The organism is Deltaproteobacteria bacterium GWA2_45_12 (assembly GCA_001797365.1).
Taxonomy (GTDB): Bacteria; UBA10199; UBA10199; order UBA10199; family UBA10199; genus UBA10199.
In genome coordinates this window covers 1-15,122 of sequence record MGPH01000048.1, presented here as the reverse complement: position 1 = coordinate 15,122, position 15,122 = coordinate 1, and the positions used below count along the sequence as shown (strand labels likewise).

Annotated in this window: 14 protein-coding genes and 1 pseudogene; 5 read left to right on the top strand and 10 right to left on the bottom strand. The window is 45.2% G+C overall.

Annotation, left to right across the window (positions count from 1 at the left end):
* Positions 1 to 63 precede the first annotated feature (63 nt).
* The 9 genes from A2048_04830 to A2048_04790 all read right to left on the bottom strand — a co-directional run bounded on the left by A2048_04830 (position 64) and on the right by A2048_04790 (position 8,749).
* The gene (locus A2048_04830) at positions 64 to 780 is read right to left on the bottom strand and encodes a hypothetical protein (GenBank protein ID OGP08346.1); all 717 of its coding nucleotides are present in this window, start codon (positions 778 to 780) and stop codon (positions 64 to 66) included.
* A gap of 30 nt (positions 781 to 810) precedes the next feature.
* Positions 811 to 2,364 (bottom strand): phosphoglycerate mutase (2,3-diphosphoglycerate-independent), encoded by a 1,554-nt coding sequence (locus A2048_04825; GenBank protein ID OGP08345.1) that lies wholly within the window; start codon positions 2,362 to 2,364, stop codon positions 811 to 813.
* An 80-nt stretch (positions 2,365 to 2,444) separates the two neighbouring features.
* Positions 2,445 to 2,894 carry a hypothetical protein gene (locus A2048_04820; protein OGP08344.1) on the bottom strand — a complete coding sequence of 150 codons (450 nt, stop codon included), beginning with the start codon at positions 2,892 to 2,894 and terminating at the stop codon, positions 2,445 to 2,447.
* On the bottom strand, positions 2,894 to 3,340 hold the full coding sequence (locus A2048_04815; GenBank protein ID OGP08343.1) for a ribosome silencing factor: 447 nt from the start codon (positions 3,338 to 3,340) through the stop codon (positions 2,894 to 2,896). Before A2048_04815 ends, A2048_04820 begins: the two co-directional genes overlap by 1 nt.
* A 14-nt stretch (positions 3,341 to 3,354) precedes the next feature.
* Positions 3,355 to 4,608, bottom strand: coding sequence for a glutamate-5-semialdehyde dehydrogenase (locus A2048_04810; GenBank protein ID OGP08342.1), 1,254 nt, complete (start codon positions 4,606 to 4,608; stop codon positions 3,355 to 3,357).
* Positions 4,605 to 5,411, bottom strand: coding sequence for a glutamate 5-kinase (locus A2048_04805; protein ID OGP08341.1), 807 nt, complete (start codon positions 5,409 to 5,411; stop codon positions 4,605 to 4,607). Before A2048_04805 ends, A2048_04810 begins: the two co-directional genes overlap by 4 nt.
* A 100-nt stretch (positions 5,412 to 5,511) precedes the next feature.
* Positions 5,512 to 6,516 carry a GTPase ObgE gene (locus tag A2048_04800; protein ID OGP08340.1) on the bottom strand — a complete coding sequence of 335 codons (1,005 nt, stop codon included), beginning with the start codon at positions 6,514 to 6,516 and terminating at the stop codon, positions 5,512 to 5,514.
* Positions 6,517 to 6,548: 32 nt separating this feature from the next.
* Positions 6,549 to 7,121 (bottom strand): hypothetical protein, encoded by a 573-nt coding sequence (locus A2048_04795; GenBank protein ID OGP08339.1) that lies wholly within the window; start codon positions 7,119 to 7,121, stop codon positions 6,549 to 6,551.
* 2 nt (positions 7,122 to 7,123) lie between these two features.
* Entirely contained in the window at positions 7,124 to 8,749 is a 1,626-nt protein-coding gene (locus A2048_04790; GenBank protein ID OGP08338.1) for a hypothetical protein, read from the bottom strand.
* 87 nt (positions 8,750 to 8,836) lie between these two features.
* Here A2048_04790 and A2048_04785 point away from each other — a divergent pair, with 87 nt between their 5' ends.
* The 5 genes from A2048_04785 (at position 8,837) to A2048_04765 (ending at position 13,465) form a co-directional block, all read left to right on the top strand.
* Positions 8,837 to 10,363, top strand: a complete 1,527-nt coding sequence (locus A2048_04785; GenBank protein OGP08337.1) for a hypothetical protein — start codon at positions 8,837 to 8,839, stop codon at positions 10,361 to 10,363.
* Between the two features lie 90 nt (positions 10,364 to 10,453).
* A complete protein-coding gene (locus tag A2048_04780; GenBank protein OGP08336.1) occupies positions 10,454 to 10,768 on the top strand; it encodes a hypothetical protein in 315 nt (104 codons plus the stop codon).
* A 2-nt stretch (positions 10,769 to 10,770) separates the two neighbouring features.
* Positions 10,771 to 11,988: a kinase gene (locus tag A2048_04775; protein OGP08335.1), complete on the top strand. Its 1,218-nt coding sequence runs from the start codon at positions 10,771 to 10,773 to the stop codon at positions 11,986 to 11,988.
* A 200-nt stretch (positions 11,989 to 12,188) separates the two neighbouring features.
* The gene (locus A2048_04770; protein OGP08334.1) at positions 12,189 to 12,920 is read left to right on the top strand and encodes a hypothetical protein; all 732 of its coding nucleotides are present in this window, start codon (positions 12,189 to 12,191) and stop codon (positions 12,918 to 12,920) included.
* A complete protein-coding gene (locus A2048_04765; protein OGP08333.1) occupies positions 12,917 to 13,465 on the top strand; it encodes a hypothetical protein in 549 nt (182 codons plus the stop codon). Before A2048_04770 ends, A2048_04765 begins: the two co-directional genes overlap by 4 nt.
* Positions 13,466 to 13,518: 53 nt before the next feature.
* Here A2048_04765 and A2048_04760 read toward each other — a convergent pair.
* A pseudogene (locus tag A2048_04760) lies at positions 13,519 to 15,122 on the bottom strand (hypothetical protein).

The window sequence follows — 15,122 nt, the reverse complement described above, 5'->3', positions numbered from 1 at the left end:
ATTATGGACCCCCGCTAATGGGAATCCCGATCTGCGGGATGAATGGGGCGGGGGTGACGATTCTTATCTCTCCAAAAGTGTTTGGGCCACAGTCAAACATCCGACTTCTTTGGCCCCTTCTTTTTTCAGCACACGGGCACATTCAGACAAAGTGGAACCCGTAGTGAACACATCATCAACCAAAATGACTTTCTTATCCTTCAGATTGTATTTGATATCCTCCCACTGAAAACTGCCTTTCACATTGGATAAACGTTCGGAGCGCTTTAGCTGCGTTTGTGGAAGAGTTTTTCTTGCCTTGACCAGCGAAGCACACAAAAAATTGATTTTTGTTTTTACACTTAAGATTTTGGCTAATTCCACACTCTGATTAAAACTGCGCGAAGCCAATCGCCTTAAATGAAGTGGAACAGGAATCAGATAATCCGCTCCATTTAGGAGTTTGCCATGGTGTTTAACCCATTCTTCCACAAAAAAAGGGATGGTTTCAAAACGAGCGCTGTATTTAAGGCCATGAACCAGATTTTTCGAGATTTCATCAAAAGCATAGAGACTGCGATGCCAATCAAAATGGGGAGTTTCCTTCAGGCACGAAACACAGGGATGTGCCGTGATAGAAACATCCAGATAAGAAACACCACATTGGGGGCAACGTGGCCCGGTGATGGGATTGATTTTAGTGCGGCAAGATTGGCAAAAACCACGTTCATGAATCGCAAGAACATCACATAAAGGACATTTGTGGGGGAAAAAGAAATTGGCCAAGGATGAAAAAACCACATTTGTGTAATGACAACCCTCGGGTTGTCATTACCCTACAATCAAATTCTCACCGGTCATTTCGGCAGGCTTTGGCAAGCCCATCATGTAAAGCAAAGTGGGCGCCACATCGCAAAGACGACCCCCGGATCGTAGGGGCAAAATATTTTTTGCCCCTACGCGAAATCTATCGGCAACCACAACAAAAGGCACTGGATTGGTTGTGTGTGCTGTGTGAGGAATTCCTTTTTCATCCACTATTTGTTCGGCATTGCCATGGTCTGCAGTGATGATGAGCTGCCCGCCTTTTTTAAGAACAGCCGAAACAACCCGGTCCAGGCATTGATCAACCGTTTCAATGGCCGATATGATCGGTTTTTCCTTGGCACTATGCCCCACCATATCGGGGTTGGCGTAATTCATGATGATGAAATCATATTGATCTGTTTCAACGGCCTTGACCACTTCATCGGTAATGGCCTGGGCAGCCATTTCAGGTTTTAAATCATAGGTGGGAACCTCACGCGGTGAAGGGATAAGAACGCGGCCTTCGCCATCAAAGGGAGCTTCACGCCCTCCGTTAAAAAAGAAAGTAACGTGGGCATATTTTTCGGTTTCAGCGATATGCAATTGCCTGAAACCCTTTTGGCTTAAAACTTCAGCCAATACTTGCCGGGGCCAGGTGAGCTCGAAGGCAACGGGATGGTTAAACGCCTCGTCATAGGGGGCCATGCAAACATAAGCAGCCAGTTCTGGAAATACTTTACGCGTAAAACCAGTGAAATTCTCTTGAGTGAGAGCCTGAGTGATTTCACGTGCGCGATCAGCACGAAAATTAAAAAAGATAACGGCATCCCCTTTTTGAATAGACCCTACCGGTTTCCCTTTTTTATCCACCACAACATGGGGAATCATGAATTCGTCAGTAATATTTTTTTGATACGATTGGTTGACAATGGCTATTGCTGACATGCCAGATTCCGAGGATGTCCCCGTTAAAACATCATAGGCCTTTTCAATGCGTTCCCAACGTTTGTCACGGTCCATGGAGTAAAAACGGCCGCTCATACTGGCCATTTGGCCACAACCGATTTCTTTTATTTTTTCTTCGAGCTCACCGATATATTTAAGACCACTTGCCGGAGGCGTGTCGCGACCATCCATGAAAGCATGGATGAAAACTTTTTGGACGCCGCTCTTTTTGGCCAATTTTAAAAGGGCATAGAGATGATCCTGATGGCTATGCACAGCACCGTCTGAAAGGAGCCCCATAAGATGCAATGCTGATTTATTTTTCTTGGCCGCATTCATGGCCGATAAAAGAGCCTCATTGGTAAAAAAGCTTCCGTCATCGATGGCCTGATAAATCTGGGAAAGCCCCGTGTACACAATGCGCCCAGCGCCCAGGTTCATGTGTCCCACCTCTGAATTACCCATAATCCCTTTTGGCAAACCCACAGCGGGGCCAGAAGCTTCAATCTGGGTATGCGGATAGGTGGCCCACAAATAATCCCAATAGGGTTTTTGGGCCAGGGCAATACCATTGTCTTTTGTTTGGGAACGAAGACCAAAACCATCGAGGATAATGAGAACGGTGGGGTTCAAGAAAGTTATGGGTTATGAGTTATGGGTTATGAGAAAAACGGAGACAAAAATCTCATAACTCATAACTCATAACTCACCTTCTATTCATGATGATATTTTTCACCTTTTAGAATCGTAAACGCGCGGTAAATCTGTTCAAAAAAAACAACCCTAGCCAACTCATGGGGCAGAGTCAAGGAAGACAGGGACAATACAAGGTTCGCTTTCTTTTTTATTTCTTCAGCAACACCAAAAGCGCCCCCGACAATCCAAACAACGCGCTTTAATCCCTGGCCATTCCATTTTTGAATTTGTTGGGCCAAACCCGTCGAAGAAACAGTCTTTCCTTTTTCATCAAGCAATACGACAAAATCACCTGACCCGATTTTTTTAAGGAGATTTTCACTTTCGGGGATTTTTTGAGTGGCGTCGCGAGCTTCAATCAACTCACAAGAAGTATAATGCCGGATGCGGCCCAAATACTCCTCTTGCAATGCAAGGCAGGCCTTATTTTTAAGGGAGCCTACGGTAAGAAAAATCATTTTGGCCATTATTTTTTCTTCTTTTTGGCAGGAGCCCGTTTTGGTTTGGCAGGGACCTTCCTCTTTTTGGTGGGAGTTTTTTTCCTAGGTTCTGGTTTTGCAGTATGAAAATGAACCTGGTTGGATCCAAACCACAAATCTTCCAGACGATAAAACTGGCGTGCTTCTTCGGTAAGCACATGGCAAAGGATATCCCCATAATCAAGGACAATCCAGGAAGACTCCCGGCCTCCCTCGACATTCAGGGGATTTTTCTTGAGTTTCTTTGAAACTTCGGTGTCAATACGTTCGGCAATGGCCCCCACCTGCCTTAAACTTGCTCCATGACAAACCATAACATAATCTGCCAGGGTTGATTCCCCCTTTAAATTAAAAGCCAGGATGTTTTCTGCCTTGGTGTCCTTGGCTGCCTCAACAATTACTTCCAACAAATTTCTTATAGAATCTTTTTTCATAATTTTTAAAAAAATTAAGTTCTAATCTGTCCTTCTCCACGTACCACAAATTTTGTGGTCGTCAACTCTTCCAAACCCATGGGGCCATAGGCATGGAGCTTGGTTGTTGAAATGCCGATTTCAGCCCCCAGCCCCAATTGCCCCCCGTCGTTAAAGCGTGTGGAAGCATTCACCATGACGCACGACGAGTCAAGCTCGCGAACAAACCGGGTAGCATTGGCTTCAGTTTGAGTGAGAATGGATTCCGTATGATTTGAACCATATTTCCGAATAAACAAAATAGCCTCATCCAAGTTTTTGACCACCTTCACCGACAGAACCAGATCAAGATATTCCGTCGACCAGTCTCTTTCAGTGGCCAGTTTGATGTGGGGAATCATTTTTTTGGCCGCACGATCCCCACGCAATTCCACATTTTTGGGAACCAAGTGATTTGAAAGTTTGGGCAAAAATTCAGGGGCAATTTTTTCGTGCACCAGCAAATTCTCCAGGGCATTACACACCCCCGGACGGGATACCTTGGCATTTTCAATAATGGCAAGGGCTTTGGCCTGGTCTGCCGATTCATCCACAAATAAATTACACACTCCCTTGTCATGTTTGATCACAGGGATCTTGGAATTTTCCTCCATGAATTTCATCAGACCTTCGCCCCCACGAGGAATGAGAACATCAATTTCTTTACTTAAGGTAAGCAAGGTGCTCAAAGTTTTGCGATCGGAAGTGGGCACCACCGTAATGATATGGGGGGGGACGTTGTTAGACTTTAATGCCTTCTGTAAAAGGGCCCCAAGCATTTTATTGGAATGAAGGGCTTCAGAACCACCGCGCAAAATAACGGCATTGCCCGACTTAAAACACAGCCCGGCCGCATCCACCGTGACATTGGGACGCGATTCATAAATAACACCCACCACTCCCAGGGGGATTCTGACACGCTCTACATGCAATCGGTTGGGACGCGTATAATTTTTAACAACCTGCCCCACAGGGTCGGGAAGGCCGGCCACTTCTTCCAAGCCTCGGGCCATCTCTTCAATTCTTTTGGCATTCAACAAAAGCCGGTCCTTCATGGCGGGAACAAGTTTTTTCTTGTCGGCTTCTTTTATGTCTTTGGCATTGGCCCTGATTATTTCTGTCTGCGAGTTTCTCAAAAGGGTCGCCATGTCCGTAAGAATCTTGTTCTTGGAATCGGCAGAAAGGGTGGCCACAACAGGGGCGGCTTGGCGACATTTTCGGGCTAATTTTTGAATGGAGCTTGTTTTCATCGTCTACTCCCGGATGAAGGCAAAAATAAGGTTCCTACATCACATCCTTTGATGGCTTCCAAAATTATTCGGGGATCATTCCCCCGGGTAATCAGAGTGGGAATCCCAAAACGCGTCGCCATTTTTGCTGCCTTTAACTTTGTGATCATTCCCCCCGTGCTCTTGGCTGAAAGAGTGTCCATGGCCATCCCCATGGCTTTTTTATCCACCTTGGGAACAACGGAAATTCTTTGGGCATCATGATAACGCTTTGGGTCCCTGTCGTGCAGGCCATCGGTATCGGTTAAAATAACCAAAAGATCGGCTTCCACCAAATGAGCCACCATGGCGGAGAGCTGGTCATTATCGCCAAACTTGATTTCTTCGACCGCTACCGAATCGTTTTCATTGACGACAGGAACCGACTTTAGGCGAAAAAGCTCCTTTAAAGCATGCTTGGCGGTAAGAAAACGATGTTTGTTTTCCAAATCGTCCCGGGTAAGCAAAATTTGCGATACTGAAATACCGTGTTTGGCAAAAGCACGAATGTAATACTGGATCAAAAGGGGTTGCCCCAAAGCAGCCACGGCCTGTTTTTGGGCAACAAGATGGGGCCGGCGATGCAAGCCAACCAGACCCATGCCACATGCAATAGCGCCGGAAGAAACAACAACAACCTCTACTTTCGAGGTTCTTAACTGGGCAACAACGGTGGCCAAAGCCTTTAAAAAAGAAGCGTTGACTCCCTTGGAATTGATGACAATGCCACTCCCTATTTTGACAACGAGTCGTTTGATGCGACGAATATGTTTTTTTCGTTCCATGTTTTTAATGGCTCGTGAACTCGTCGCTCGAGGACTCGTTACTCGAGGGGAATTTGCCCGTATTACGAGCGACGATCAATCCCCACGAGTCCTCGAGCGACTAGCAACCAGTAACCAAACATTTTCCCAAATAATCCAGCCATTCTCCAATACCAACACGTGTCGCCGCTGAAATGGCAAAAACCTTGAGTTTCTTTTTCTTGAAAGGTTCCATGACTTCTTTAAGGGCTTTTTTGGTCGGGAGCAAGTCGATTTTGGTCAAAAGCACCATGCGTTTTCGTTTGGGAAAGGAAGGGTCATAGTGGGCCAATTCTTTTTCAATGGTTGAAAACCTCTTCTGTGGGCTTAATGTTTCATCCGGGCTTACACTGACTAAATGGACAAAAATCTTTGTACGCTCAACATGCCTTAAAAATTGGATGCCCAGCCCCTCCCCCTTGTGGGCGCCTTCAATCAAACCGGGGATATCCGCCACGGTAAATGCAGGTAAATTCTTGTGAGTGACCACACCTAAAACAGGCGTCAAGGTAGTAAAGGGATAATCTGCAATTTTGGGATGAGCTTTTGAAATCACGGAAAGAAGTGTTGACTTGCCCGCGTTGGGCATGCCCACCAAACCCACATCGGCCAGCAATTTCAACTCAAGGCGAATATTTTTTTCTTCACCGGGTTCTCCTGGCTGTGCAAATTGGGGAGCTTGATTGACCGATGTTTTAAAAAAGGTATTCCCCTTTCCACCTCGTCCGCCTTTGGCAATGACAAGTGTTTGCCCCTCTTCGGTAATATCCCCCAAAACATCGTTTGTATCCTCATTGTAAATGATCGTGCCCAGGGGGACTTTCATCACCACATCCTGCCCCCCTCTTCCATCTTTTAAGGCTCCCTCACCATGCGCACCTTTTGGGGCTTTCACATGTTTATTAAACCTGAAATCCATGAGGGTGGTCATGTTTTTGGTGCCACACAGGATGATGTCCCCTCCCTTGCCCCCATTGCCACCACTGGGGCCGCCACGGGGAATGAATTTTTCTCGGCGAAAAGCCACGCACCCCTTGCCCCCATCCCCGGCCTTGATCCAGATTTTTGCTTCATCAATAAATTTCATGGGCCTAGGTACGGGCAAGGCAAGCCTTGCCCCTACAATTTATTCCATTTTTCCAATAATTCGACCACAATGCGCGCTGTAGCTCCCCATATTTTATGGGCGCCAAAGGTAAAAACAGGATCATCATAGGTCACATCAAAATAGGTTTTCTTCTCCAAATGGAAATTAACCGGATTGGTCAAATGGTCCATAGAAACTGAAAAAATAGTGTCAATCTCATGCTTGTTCGGGCTTAAAGATGTAAGTTCCCCCACACTGGCCACAAAAGGGGTGATACGAAAACCCGTGGGCGTAATGACTTTTCCCAGCTCTCCAATCAATTTTATCTGATGCGGGGGCATCCCGATTTCCTCATGTGTTTCACGCAGTGCGGTTTCCCATAAAGTCTGGTCTGTTTCGTCTTTGACTCCCCCCGGGAAACAGATTTGACCCTTGTGTGTAGCCACTGTTTCGGTTCTTTTGGTAAAAAGAAGTTCGTGCCCTTTTTCTGTTTGGCACAAAGGAACTAGAACCGCCGCTTCTTGAGGAATGTAGGGAAGCTCAATGTGATTAAGAGTGTCCTTGATCTCTTCGGCAAGTAATCCTGACAAGTTTTCAAAATTCATGATTATTCCACAGCAGAGTTCGTTGGGAGGGCTTGCCCAATAGCCACACCCTGGGTTGAAGGAATTTTAATGGCCATACCCGCTGTCAACACTTCTTGGGCCATGATGTGATTGGAATCTTCCAAAACATCCATAGAAACTCCGTAACGTGCAGACAAATCCTGGAGAGTTTCTCCCTGGGCCACAATATGCCATTCTTCACGAGCCCCCGTTTCATAATAGTCCATGGCCACACGGGATACCAACCGGCCCATTTCTTTAGGCACACGCACCATGTAACCGGGAGGTAAAATCTTTTTTCCCGATAAAATATCCTTGTTAAAAGACGGGTTTAAAAAAGAAAGTACATCAAAATCCATATCTATCGCACGGGCCAGCGCCAACAGGTTTATTTTTTGCTGGGGTAAAAACAGGTCATAATCAAGCGGATCTTTTTTGGCAAGTTTCCCAAAATAATATTCCTGATTTTCATAAACATGAAGCGCGGCCAAAAATTCAGGATAATAATTGCGCGAATAAAACTGATATCCGGGTTCCTTGAAATTTTTGATGATGACAGCAATATCATCGGTTTCAAGCTGTCTTTTGGCATTGATCATCCTTTGGGGCCCGGTGTTGTAGGCATTGATCGTTAGTGGCCACGAACCCAAAAGCTTGTATTCGTTAAGCAGATGCTGGGCCGCCGCATAGGCTGCCAAAAAGGGGTCATAGCGCTCATCGACCACATCATCCATACGCAAATAACGTTTGCCGGTATCGGGAATAAACTGCCAAAGGCCTGCAGCAGCGGCAGAGGAATAAGCATCAATTTTAAACGCCGACTCAATAAGAGGCAGACGCGTGATTTCAACCGGCACACCCATGCGTGAAAAGATTTTTTCAAATTCAGGGATGTATTGCCCCGAAAGAACAATGGCCTCCTTCATCTTGTGGGCAAACCCGCTTTGAATCCGAATAAGCTCGTCACTGGCTGAATCACGAATGGAAAGGGATGGGTTTTGGTGAAATAAATCGGCCAGTCTTTTTTCTTCAGGGGTCAGCTCATCATGGCCTGAAATTTTTTCGGTAAGTTTTTTAAGCAGCTTGGCAATGCGTTGTTCTTCCTCATTAAGATAAGATTTTTTGATTTTTTCGGATTCTTCAGGGGAAAGGGAGGCCGCCATTGGATCCAAATCGGAAAGATCAATGACGGAATAGACAATGGAAACATCATCGCGATGATGGAAAACATATTGATCCTTGCCATAATGTCCAAAAACTTCCGTCCAAAAATCAACCATGCCGGCCATGGCCGGTGTCACCGAAAAAATATGCGTTACTTTTTGGCCATCCCAGGGTTCGTCATAATCATAGCCAAAGCGCTTTTTATAGGCTTCCCGCGCCTGGAAATAAGGGTCATCATCGGTCCCTTGGGTGTCTTCGCCACTTGATTTCACGCGAATGGCATCAATGGTAAAAGGCTTGTCTTCCGGGTTAATGGATTCAAGGGGTTGTTCCACCGATAAAACCGACAAGCCATGCTGGATGGCTGTCTTTTTTTCAATTTGTTTGGGAATACCCACAATCAAAAAATAGGCACTTAACGCCACACATAATAAAAGGGATAAAGCAGGGATTTTCGACTTCATAAAGTAATTGCAGATCTCCAAAAGCTTCCCCGATATGTTACACCATGCTTTCTTTGCAGGGCAAGCTGTGATAAAAACTTAAAAATTATGGCTCACTGCGCCAAAGTTCGGGGAAAAAAGTGGAGTATTATCAATGGCCTTGTTGTCTTCGGCTTGCTTGGTTACCTTGGTTGCACTCCAAAAGTCAATGACGCAAACACGCTGATTGTCGGGCTTGAAGCCTATCCCCAACAATTAGATCCCCGTCTTTCAACAGAAGCAAACACCTCAAAAATAAACCACCTTATCTATAACGGCCTATTCCAAATAAATAATAAGCTGGAAATTACTCCGGACCTCGCTTTGGATTATCAAATTAAAAATGACAAAGACGTTTATGTCACCCTAAAACCCGGCATTTTCTTTCACAACCAGGAACCACTGACTCCGGCCGATGTCATGGCCACCTACCAATCGCTCAAAAAGAATGGTTCTCCCCATCAACAGATATGGGACAAGCTGGAAAAAATAGAACAAACCGGGCCAAACTCCATACGTTTTGTCCTTAAAGAATCTTTTGCCCCCATTTTAGTGGCCCTCTGTTTTCCCATTTTACCCCAAAGTGTCGCCGAGAATACCCGTTTTACTCCCGTGGGAACGGGACCTTTCAAATTTGTCGAGAAAACTGAAGGAGAAAAAATCGTATTGGAACGGGCCACAGAGACAGAGTTAAACCATCCGAAAAAAATCGTCTTTCGTACGATTACCGATGACAATTTAAGAACACTGGAATTGCTCAAAGGGCGGATAGACCTTGTTCAGAACTCTCTGCCCACCCTTCTTATCCCCACTTTGAAAGATCTTCCCCTCTCTCAGGATATGGGAGTGAACTTTGCCTATCTTGGCCTTAATTTGAAAGACCCCATTTTGAAAAATCCGCTCGTGCGTCAAGCCATCAATGATGCCATCGACCGCGAAAGTCTCATCCGTTACAAAATAAATGGCATGGCAAAGGGGGCCACTTCTCTTTTATCCCCCCAAAATCCGTATCACTTAAATTCCCTCACACCCATTCCCTATAACCCCCAAAAGGCCATGGAACTTTTAGACCAAGCTGGCTTTCGCGATCCGGATGGAGACGGCCCCCAAATGAGGTTTAAGCTTGTTTACAAAACATCTTCCAAAAAAGACCGTATCGATATGGCTTTGTTGGTGGCTTCCTTTTTAAGAAAAGTGGGGATTGATGTGGACGTGCGCTCGTATGAATGGGGAACTTTTTTCAGGGACATCCGCACGGGACATTTCCAAATGTATAGCCTGACCTGGGTGGGGGTCACCGATCCGGATATTTATTATTATGCCTTTGGCTCAAGCCAAATTCCTCCTATAGGGGCAAACAGGGGTTATTATGAAAATAAATTTTTGGATGATTTATTGGTAAAGGGGCGTCTTCATTTTGACTTTCAAACACGTCAATCCATTTACAACCAAGTGCAACAAATCATTTTTGACGACCTGCCCATCATCCCGCTCTGGTATGAAAACAACTGGGTGGTCACCCAAAAAAATGTGAAAGGCTATTCTTTAAGGCCCGATGCAGGGTTTCAGAATTTGACCCATATCGTAAAAGAATGAAGTAGAACTCCTTAAAAAACCACTTTTCACGCCTGGGTTGATCTGTTAAACTATATCAAGTAACATATTTTATATGTTACAATATATATAATGAACTCCACCCTTCAACAACTTATTCACACACTCAAAAGCGCCCGTGAGGCAAAAAGTTTAAGTCAGCGGGCTTTAGCCGACAAGCTTGGGATTCCCCAAAGCCATCTCTCAAAAATTGAAGCGGGCCAAGTCAATGTAAAATTGGCCAGCTTCGTGGAAATGGCTCGCAATTTGGAATTGGAAGTCATGCTCATTCCCAGACAGGAAGTTTTGTTGGTAAAAGGCCTCATTAATTCCAAAGAAAAAATACAACACAGCCATGAAATAAAACCCGCCTACACACTTGATGACCAGGAAACCAATGAGGATTAGATATGCCTGATATCAGTTCGCTAAACGTATTCTTATATGATGAACCTGTGGGAGTGCTCACTTTTTTGCCTGGAGAACAAACAATTTTTAGTTTCAGCCAAGCTTATATCGATAATCCCTCACGACCCGTATTGAGCCTTTCCTTTAAAGATAGCTTTGGTGAATTGATCACCGATGTGAAACCTTCACGCATACAGCTTCCACCTTTTTTTTCCAATCTGCTTCCCGAAGGTCATTTGCGGGATTATCTGGCCCGTCGTGCCGACGTAAATGCGAAACGCGAATTTTTTCTGCTTTGGGTATTGGGCCACGACTTGCCTGGTGCCCTGAAAGTAGAACCCGCTGACGGAAAAACCTGGCCACCTTCGGTTCAAGGCCAGGCACAAGTTTCACACAAGGATGCACTGCGTTTCTCATTGGCTGGTGTGCAAATGAAATTCTCGGCAGTGGCAGGAGCCAAAGGCGGGCTCACCATCCCGGCAGAAGGCGTGGGCGGCTCGTGGATTGTCAAACTACCCTCCATGCGCTTTGCCGATGTCCCCGAAAATGAATATTCCATGATGACACTGGCAAAAAGCATCGGCATGGATATTCCCGAAATACGACTTGTTGATTTGAACAAGATCAAGGGGCTTCCCACGAACATGGGCCAAGTAAAGGGCCAAGCCTTGGCCGTGCGTCGGTTTGACCGAACCGACAAGGGCCCAGTACATATGGAAGACTTTGCCCAAGTATTTGGAGTGTATCCTGACGAAAAATACAAAAAGGGAAGCTACAAAAATATTGCCGAAGTGCTTTGGCAAGAGACGGGCCCGGAAGGAATTACCGAATTCATTCGTCGATTGGTCTTCAATACTTTCATCGGCAATGCAGACATGCACTTGAAAAATTTTTCATTGATCTACCCCGACCGGAGAAACGCCAAACTTTCCTCGGGTTATGATTTTGTTTCCACAATTTCTTATCTCAACGATGAAAATATGGCGCTAAAACTCGTTAAATCCAAACGCATGGCGGAACTTTCTTTGGACCAAGTTTCTTATCTGGCTGCAAAGGTTGGTCTGCCGGAAAAACTGGTACTAGATACTGCCAAAGAAACTGTCCAACGTTTTCGCCAGGTATGGCAAAAAGAATCCAAACACCTCCCTTTAACCGCCCATTCAATTCGAGTGATTGAAAAAAATTTCCAGACAGTGAAACTGGCAAAGGAAGTAAAATGAACTGCCAAGTTCAAAACAGAACCATAAATCAAACAATCAATGGTATGCACCCCAGGGCAAGCCCTGGACCCAAGATTCTCCGCCTAAGGCGGAGGGTTTTAACCGTTTCGGCTCGTCCGCCGAAGTCCCCGCCAACGAGCGGGGACGTAGGTGGATAAAGAAAACTTGATAAAGAATACTTTATAAAGTATTCTTTATGTATGGCCAAACTCACCAATAGCCAAGTTCTTAAGCTGATTGAAAAAGGTACTAAGCTCCCTTTAGCCACACAGAACTATCCTTCACGTGGCCAAACAGCAATACAGGAGCTTTACCAGACAAAGAAGGGAAGGCTCTTTCTCAAAAGACCTTCTTTAAGAAACCATAAAGAATGCCAAATCAATATTGATTCCGGAACCTTGGCTGAAAGAGAATATTGGTCTTTCAAACTTGCTTCTCATATCGGTTTGGAAGTGCCTCTTTTGTGGCTTATAGATCAACAAACAACTGTGCAGGCTTGGCTTAATTATCCAGACGCCCTTCAATTCACAACCAGCCAAGGAAAATTAACAACACATGCCCTCAATATTTTTGAATGTGGACTCTTTGACTGGCTCACCGGTCAGGTTGACCGGCACAACGCCAATTACTTGTATAATTTTGCGGATGAAAAAATAATCCTGATCGATTCCGCACATTGCTTTTTGAAATACACAGGTAGTATTCCTCACTATCTGGAACTATTTGAAGTCGGATACGCCCAAGAGTTAAACAAAAAAATTCTCAGCCCTATAAAAAATAAAATTACTGATTTAACGGAGCCAACGATCAAGAAACTGATCCCTTTAAGGGATAATACAGAATCAGAAGCTCTCATCAACCGTCTTGATGAAATCAAAAATGCCACCTGCATTAACGATCTGATTCATTTATATAGAAAAGGTAAAAAATGAAAACCTGGGATGATTTTTTGAATGCACTGCAATTAAGCATTGATACACCCATTGCCAATATCAAAACCCGCCCATCACTACTTGGAAATAAGAAATATACGATTACCTTCGAAAAAAATCCCCGACAAGACATACGTTGGATTTTTTTCGAAAAATTGATTCCTGGATCCTTCGAAAATAATACTTATTCTTTTAATTTCACTGATGGTGAAACCCTAGAAGATCTCACTGATTTTTTGATGCTAACACGCCTTCAAGAACCGCTTATCAAAAAAATTGTGGAGCTAGATAACCGATTCAAACCATATGGTCAAAAACTCGGATTGAATCTGACATTTGATAAAAGCAATATTACCGATATACGTCTCGCTTCCGAAATCATTTTCTCTGAAATGGCCAAGAAAAATAAAACCATCCGTGAACTGGCTCACCTTACTCAACTTTCGATGGTGAGTATAAGCAACTTTAAGGCGGGAAAGGATATCCGATTATCCAATTTTTTAAAGATTGCGAAAGCGTTAGGGCTAATAATCAAGATCAAATAAAAAACCCGGGGGCCAGCCCCGGGTTTTTTATCAGATAATTAAGTCATAGACCCTTATCGAAGTGCCGCGTTGGGGAAATCGGTCTTATAGGTAAAGGTTGATGCTTCTCCACCTAATAGGATGCCCAAGGCTTTGTAGGTACCTTGCAACACCTGGACTGTATAAGCCGCGTTATGGATGCCAAGGCTTCCGTCACGGACAATCATGTTGTAGTTCCACATGGCTCGTTTCAGGGCATCATCCGCATCCAGGAAATTACATTGCTGATACGCATTTCTTCCGCCTGTAGGAGCCCCAGCCGAGCAACTATTTGCTTCGGTTAACCCGCTTGACTTGGTTCCCGCCCAAGCCAGGGTATCGACACTAATGACACCGCCACTTTCTGTGGTGCCCTGTGAAGTTCCTCCAGCTGCCACCTGTTTGATATTGTCCGTATCAAGCGATTTAAGAAGGGTTGTCAGATTAAGAAGAAGTCCCTTGACTTCATCCTGAATCCCTTCCAGGGAGCCATCGCCGTCATAATCCGCCCGGGCTGTCCTGTTAAAATCGGTCAAGGACACATGGCAGGCCGTGCAGGCACTGGTCAGCATAAGCTCACCCTCTTCTTCAATGGAGTCATCAGGGTTTTCACCCCCTGTCAGATGCCCCAACCCATGATCGGAGCGAAGTTTAAAGGCGTGCCCACCCAAATGCTGATATCCCGGTTCATCGGCCTCTGGTCCCGTCGACATATGGCAAGTAATACACTTATCGTTATTGGAACTTAGGCTTGAATCACCGGTAACCGAGGCCAGTGTAAAGGATTCACCGGAGTGGAATGAATTTTCGGTAAGGTCAAAATCATCGGTTCCATCATCGTCAAGATCGGCAAGAGCCTCATTGCCTTCCAAGACAGGAGCTTGGGGTGTGTAATGGTAGCCCCCTCTCCAATATCCAAGGGCCGTTTCGTCATTCGAGTCGCAGGTTGAATTCCCCACGTCAGCACTTCCCGTCACACCATCTTCATCGGCATCGCAATCATATTCGCCATGGGAATAGTTTCCATCATGGCATGTGTAACAAACCGCGGACTTTCCGGCATCAACGGTTAAGCCATCGGCTATCATGGTCACATTGCCTTCAAGCCTTAGTTGCTGGGGATTAGTGGCATCATGGGGATTATGGCATCCGGCACAAGTAATTCCAGGAAACGAACCAGTATCACTGCGCATATCGCCCAGCCCTTCTTCTCCTTCCTCCAGATAACTTACAAAGCCCTTTGTATTATGGCAACGAACACAGCCCGTACTACTAACCCAAGAGTTTTGATAGTTCCCACTGCCATGAACCACACCCGTCATGTTATGGGCAGAATTTTTCCATTCATCTTCCTGAATATGGCATTGGGCACAAACACCATTCTGTGCGAATGAATTTGCAATGCGAAGGGGATCCCCTGCATGCTGGCTTCCGGGACCATGGCAATTTTCACATTGAACATTGGCTAATTTTGCCACGGCCGAATGATTGGTTGTGAAGTCTGCATAAGTAAGCCCCGAGGTCGGAAACACAAAAGCATTATCGCTTACAAGGTCATCAAACCCATTATTATCGGCATTCTTATTAAACCCGACGGTATGAAGCTGCCAAAGATAGGGTTCGGGACTAAGAGCAGAAT

Bases quoted from the DNA above. Each gene is read 5' to 3' on its own strand.
- A2048_04820 (OGP08344.1), bottom strand. From the start codon at position 2,894: ATGGCCAAAATGATTTTTCTTACCGTAGGCTCCCTTAAAAATAAGGCC.
- A2048_04815 (OGP08343.1), bottom strand. From the start codon at position 3,340: ATGAAAAAAGATTCTATAAGAAATTTGTTGGAAGTAATTGTTGAGGCA.
- A2048_04810 (OGP08342.1), bottom strand. From the start codon at position 4,608: ATGAAAACAAGCTCCATTCAAAAATTAGCCCGAAAATGTCGCCAAGCC.
- A2048_04805 (OGP08341.1), bottom strand. From the start codon at position 5,411: ATGGAACGAAAAAAACATATTCGTCGCATCAAACGACTCGTTGTCAAA.
- A2048_04800 (OGP08340.1), bottom strand. From the start codon at position 6,516: ATGAAATTTATTGATGAAGCAAAAATCTGGATCAAGGCCGGGGATGGG.
- A2048_04795 (OGP08339.1), bottom strand. From the start codon at position 7,121: ATGAATTTTGAAAACTTGTCAGGATTACTTGCCGAAGAGATCAAGGAC.
- A2048_04790 (OGP08338.1), bottom strand. From the start codon at position 8,749: ATGAAGTCGAAAATCCCTGCTTTATCCCTTTTATTATGTGTGGCGTTA.
- A2048_04785 (OGP08337.1), top strand. From the start codon at position 8,837: ATGGCTCACTGCGCCAAAGTTCGGGGAAAAAAGTGGAGTATTATCAAT.
- A2048_04780 (OGP08336.1), top strand. From the start codon at position 10,454: ATGAACTCCACCCTTCAACAACTTATTCACACACTCAAAAGCGCCCGT.
- A2048_04775 (OGP08335.1), top strand. From the start codon at position 10,771: ATGCCTGATATCAGTTCGCTAAACGTATTCTTATATGATGAACCTGTG.
- A2048_04770 (OGP08334.1), top strand. From the start codon at position 12,189: ATGGCCAAACTCACCAATAGCCAAGTTCTTAAGCTGATTGAAAAAGGT.
- A2048_04765 (OGP08333.1), top strand. From the start codon at position 12,917: ATGAAAACCTGGGATGATTTTTTGAATGCACTGCAATTAAGCATTGAT.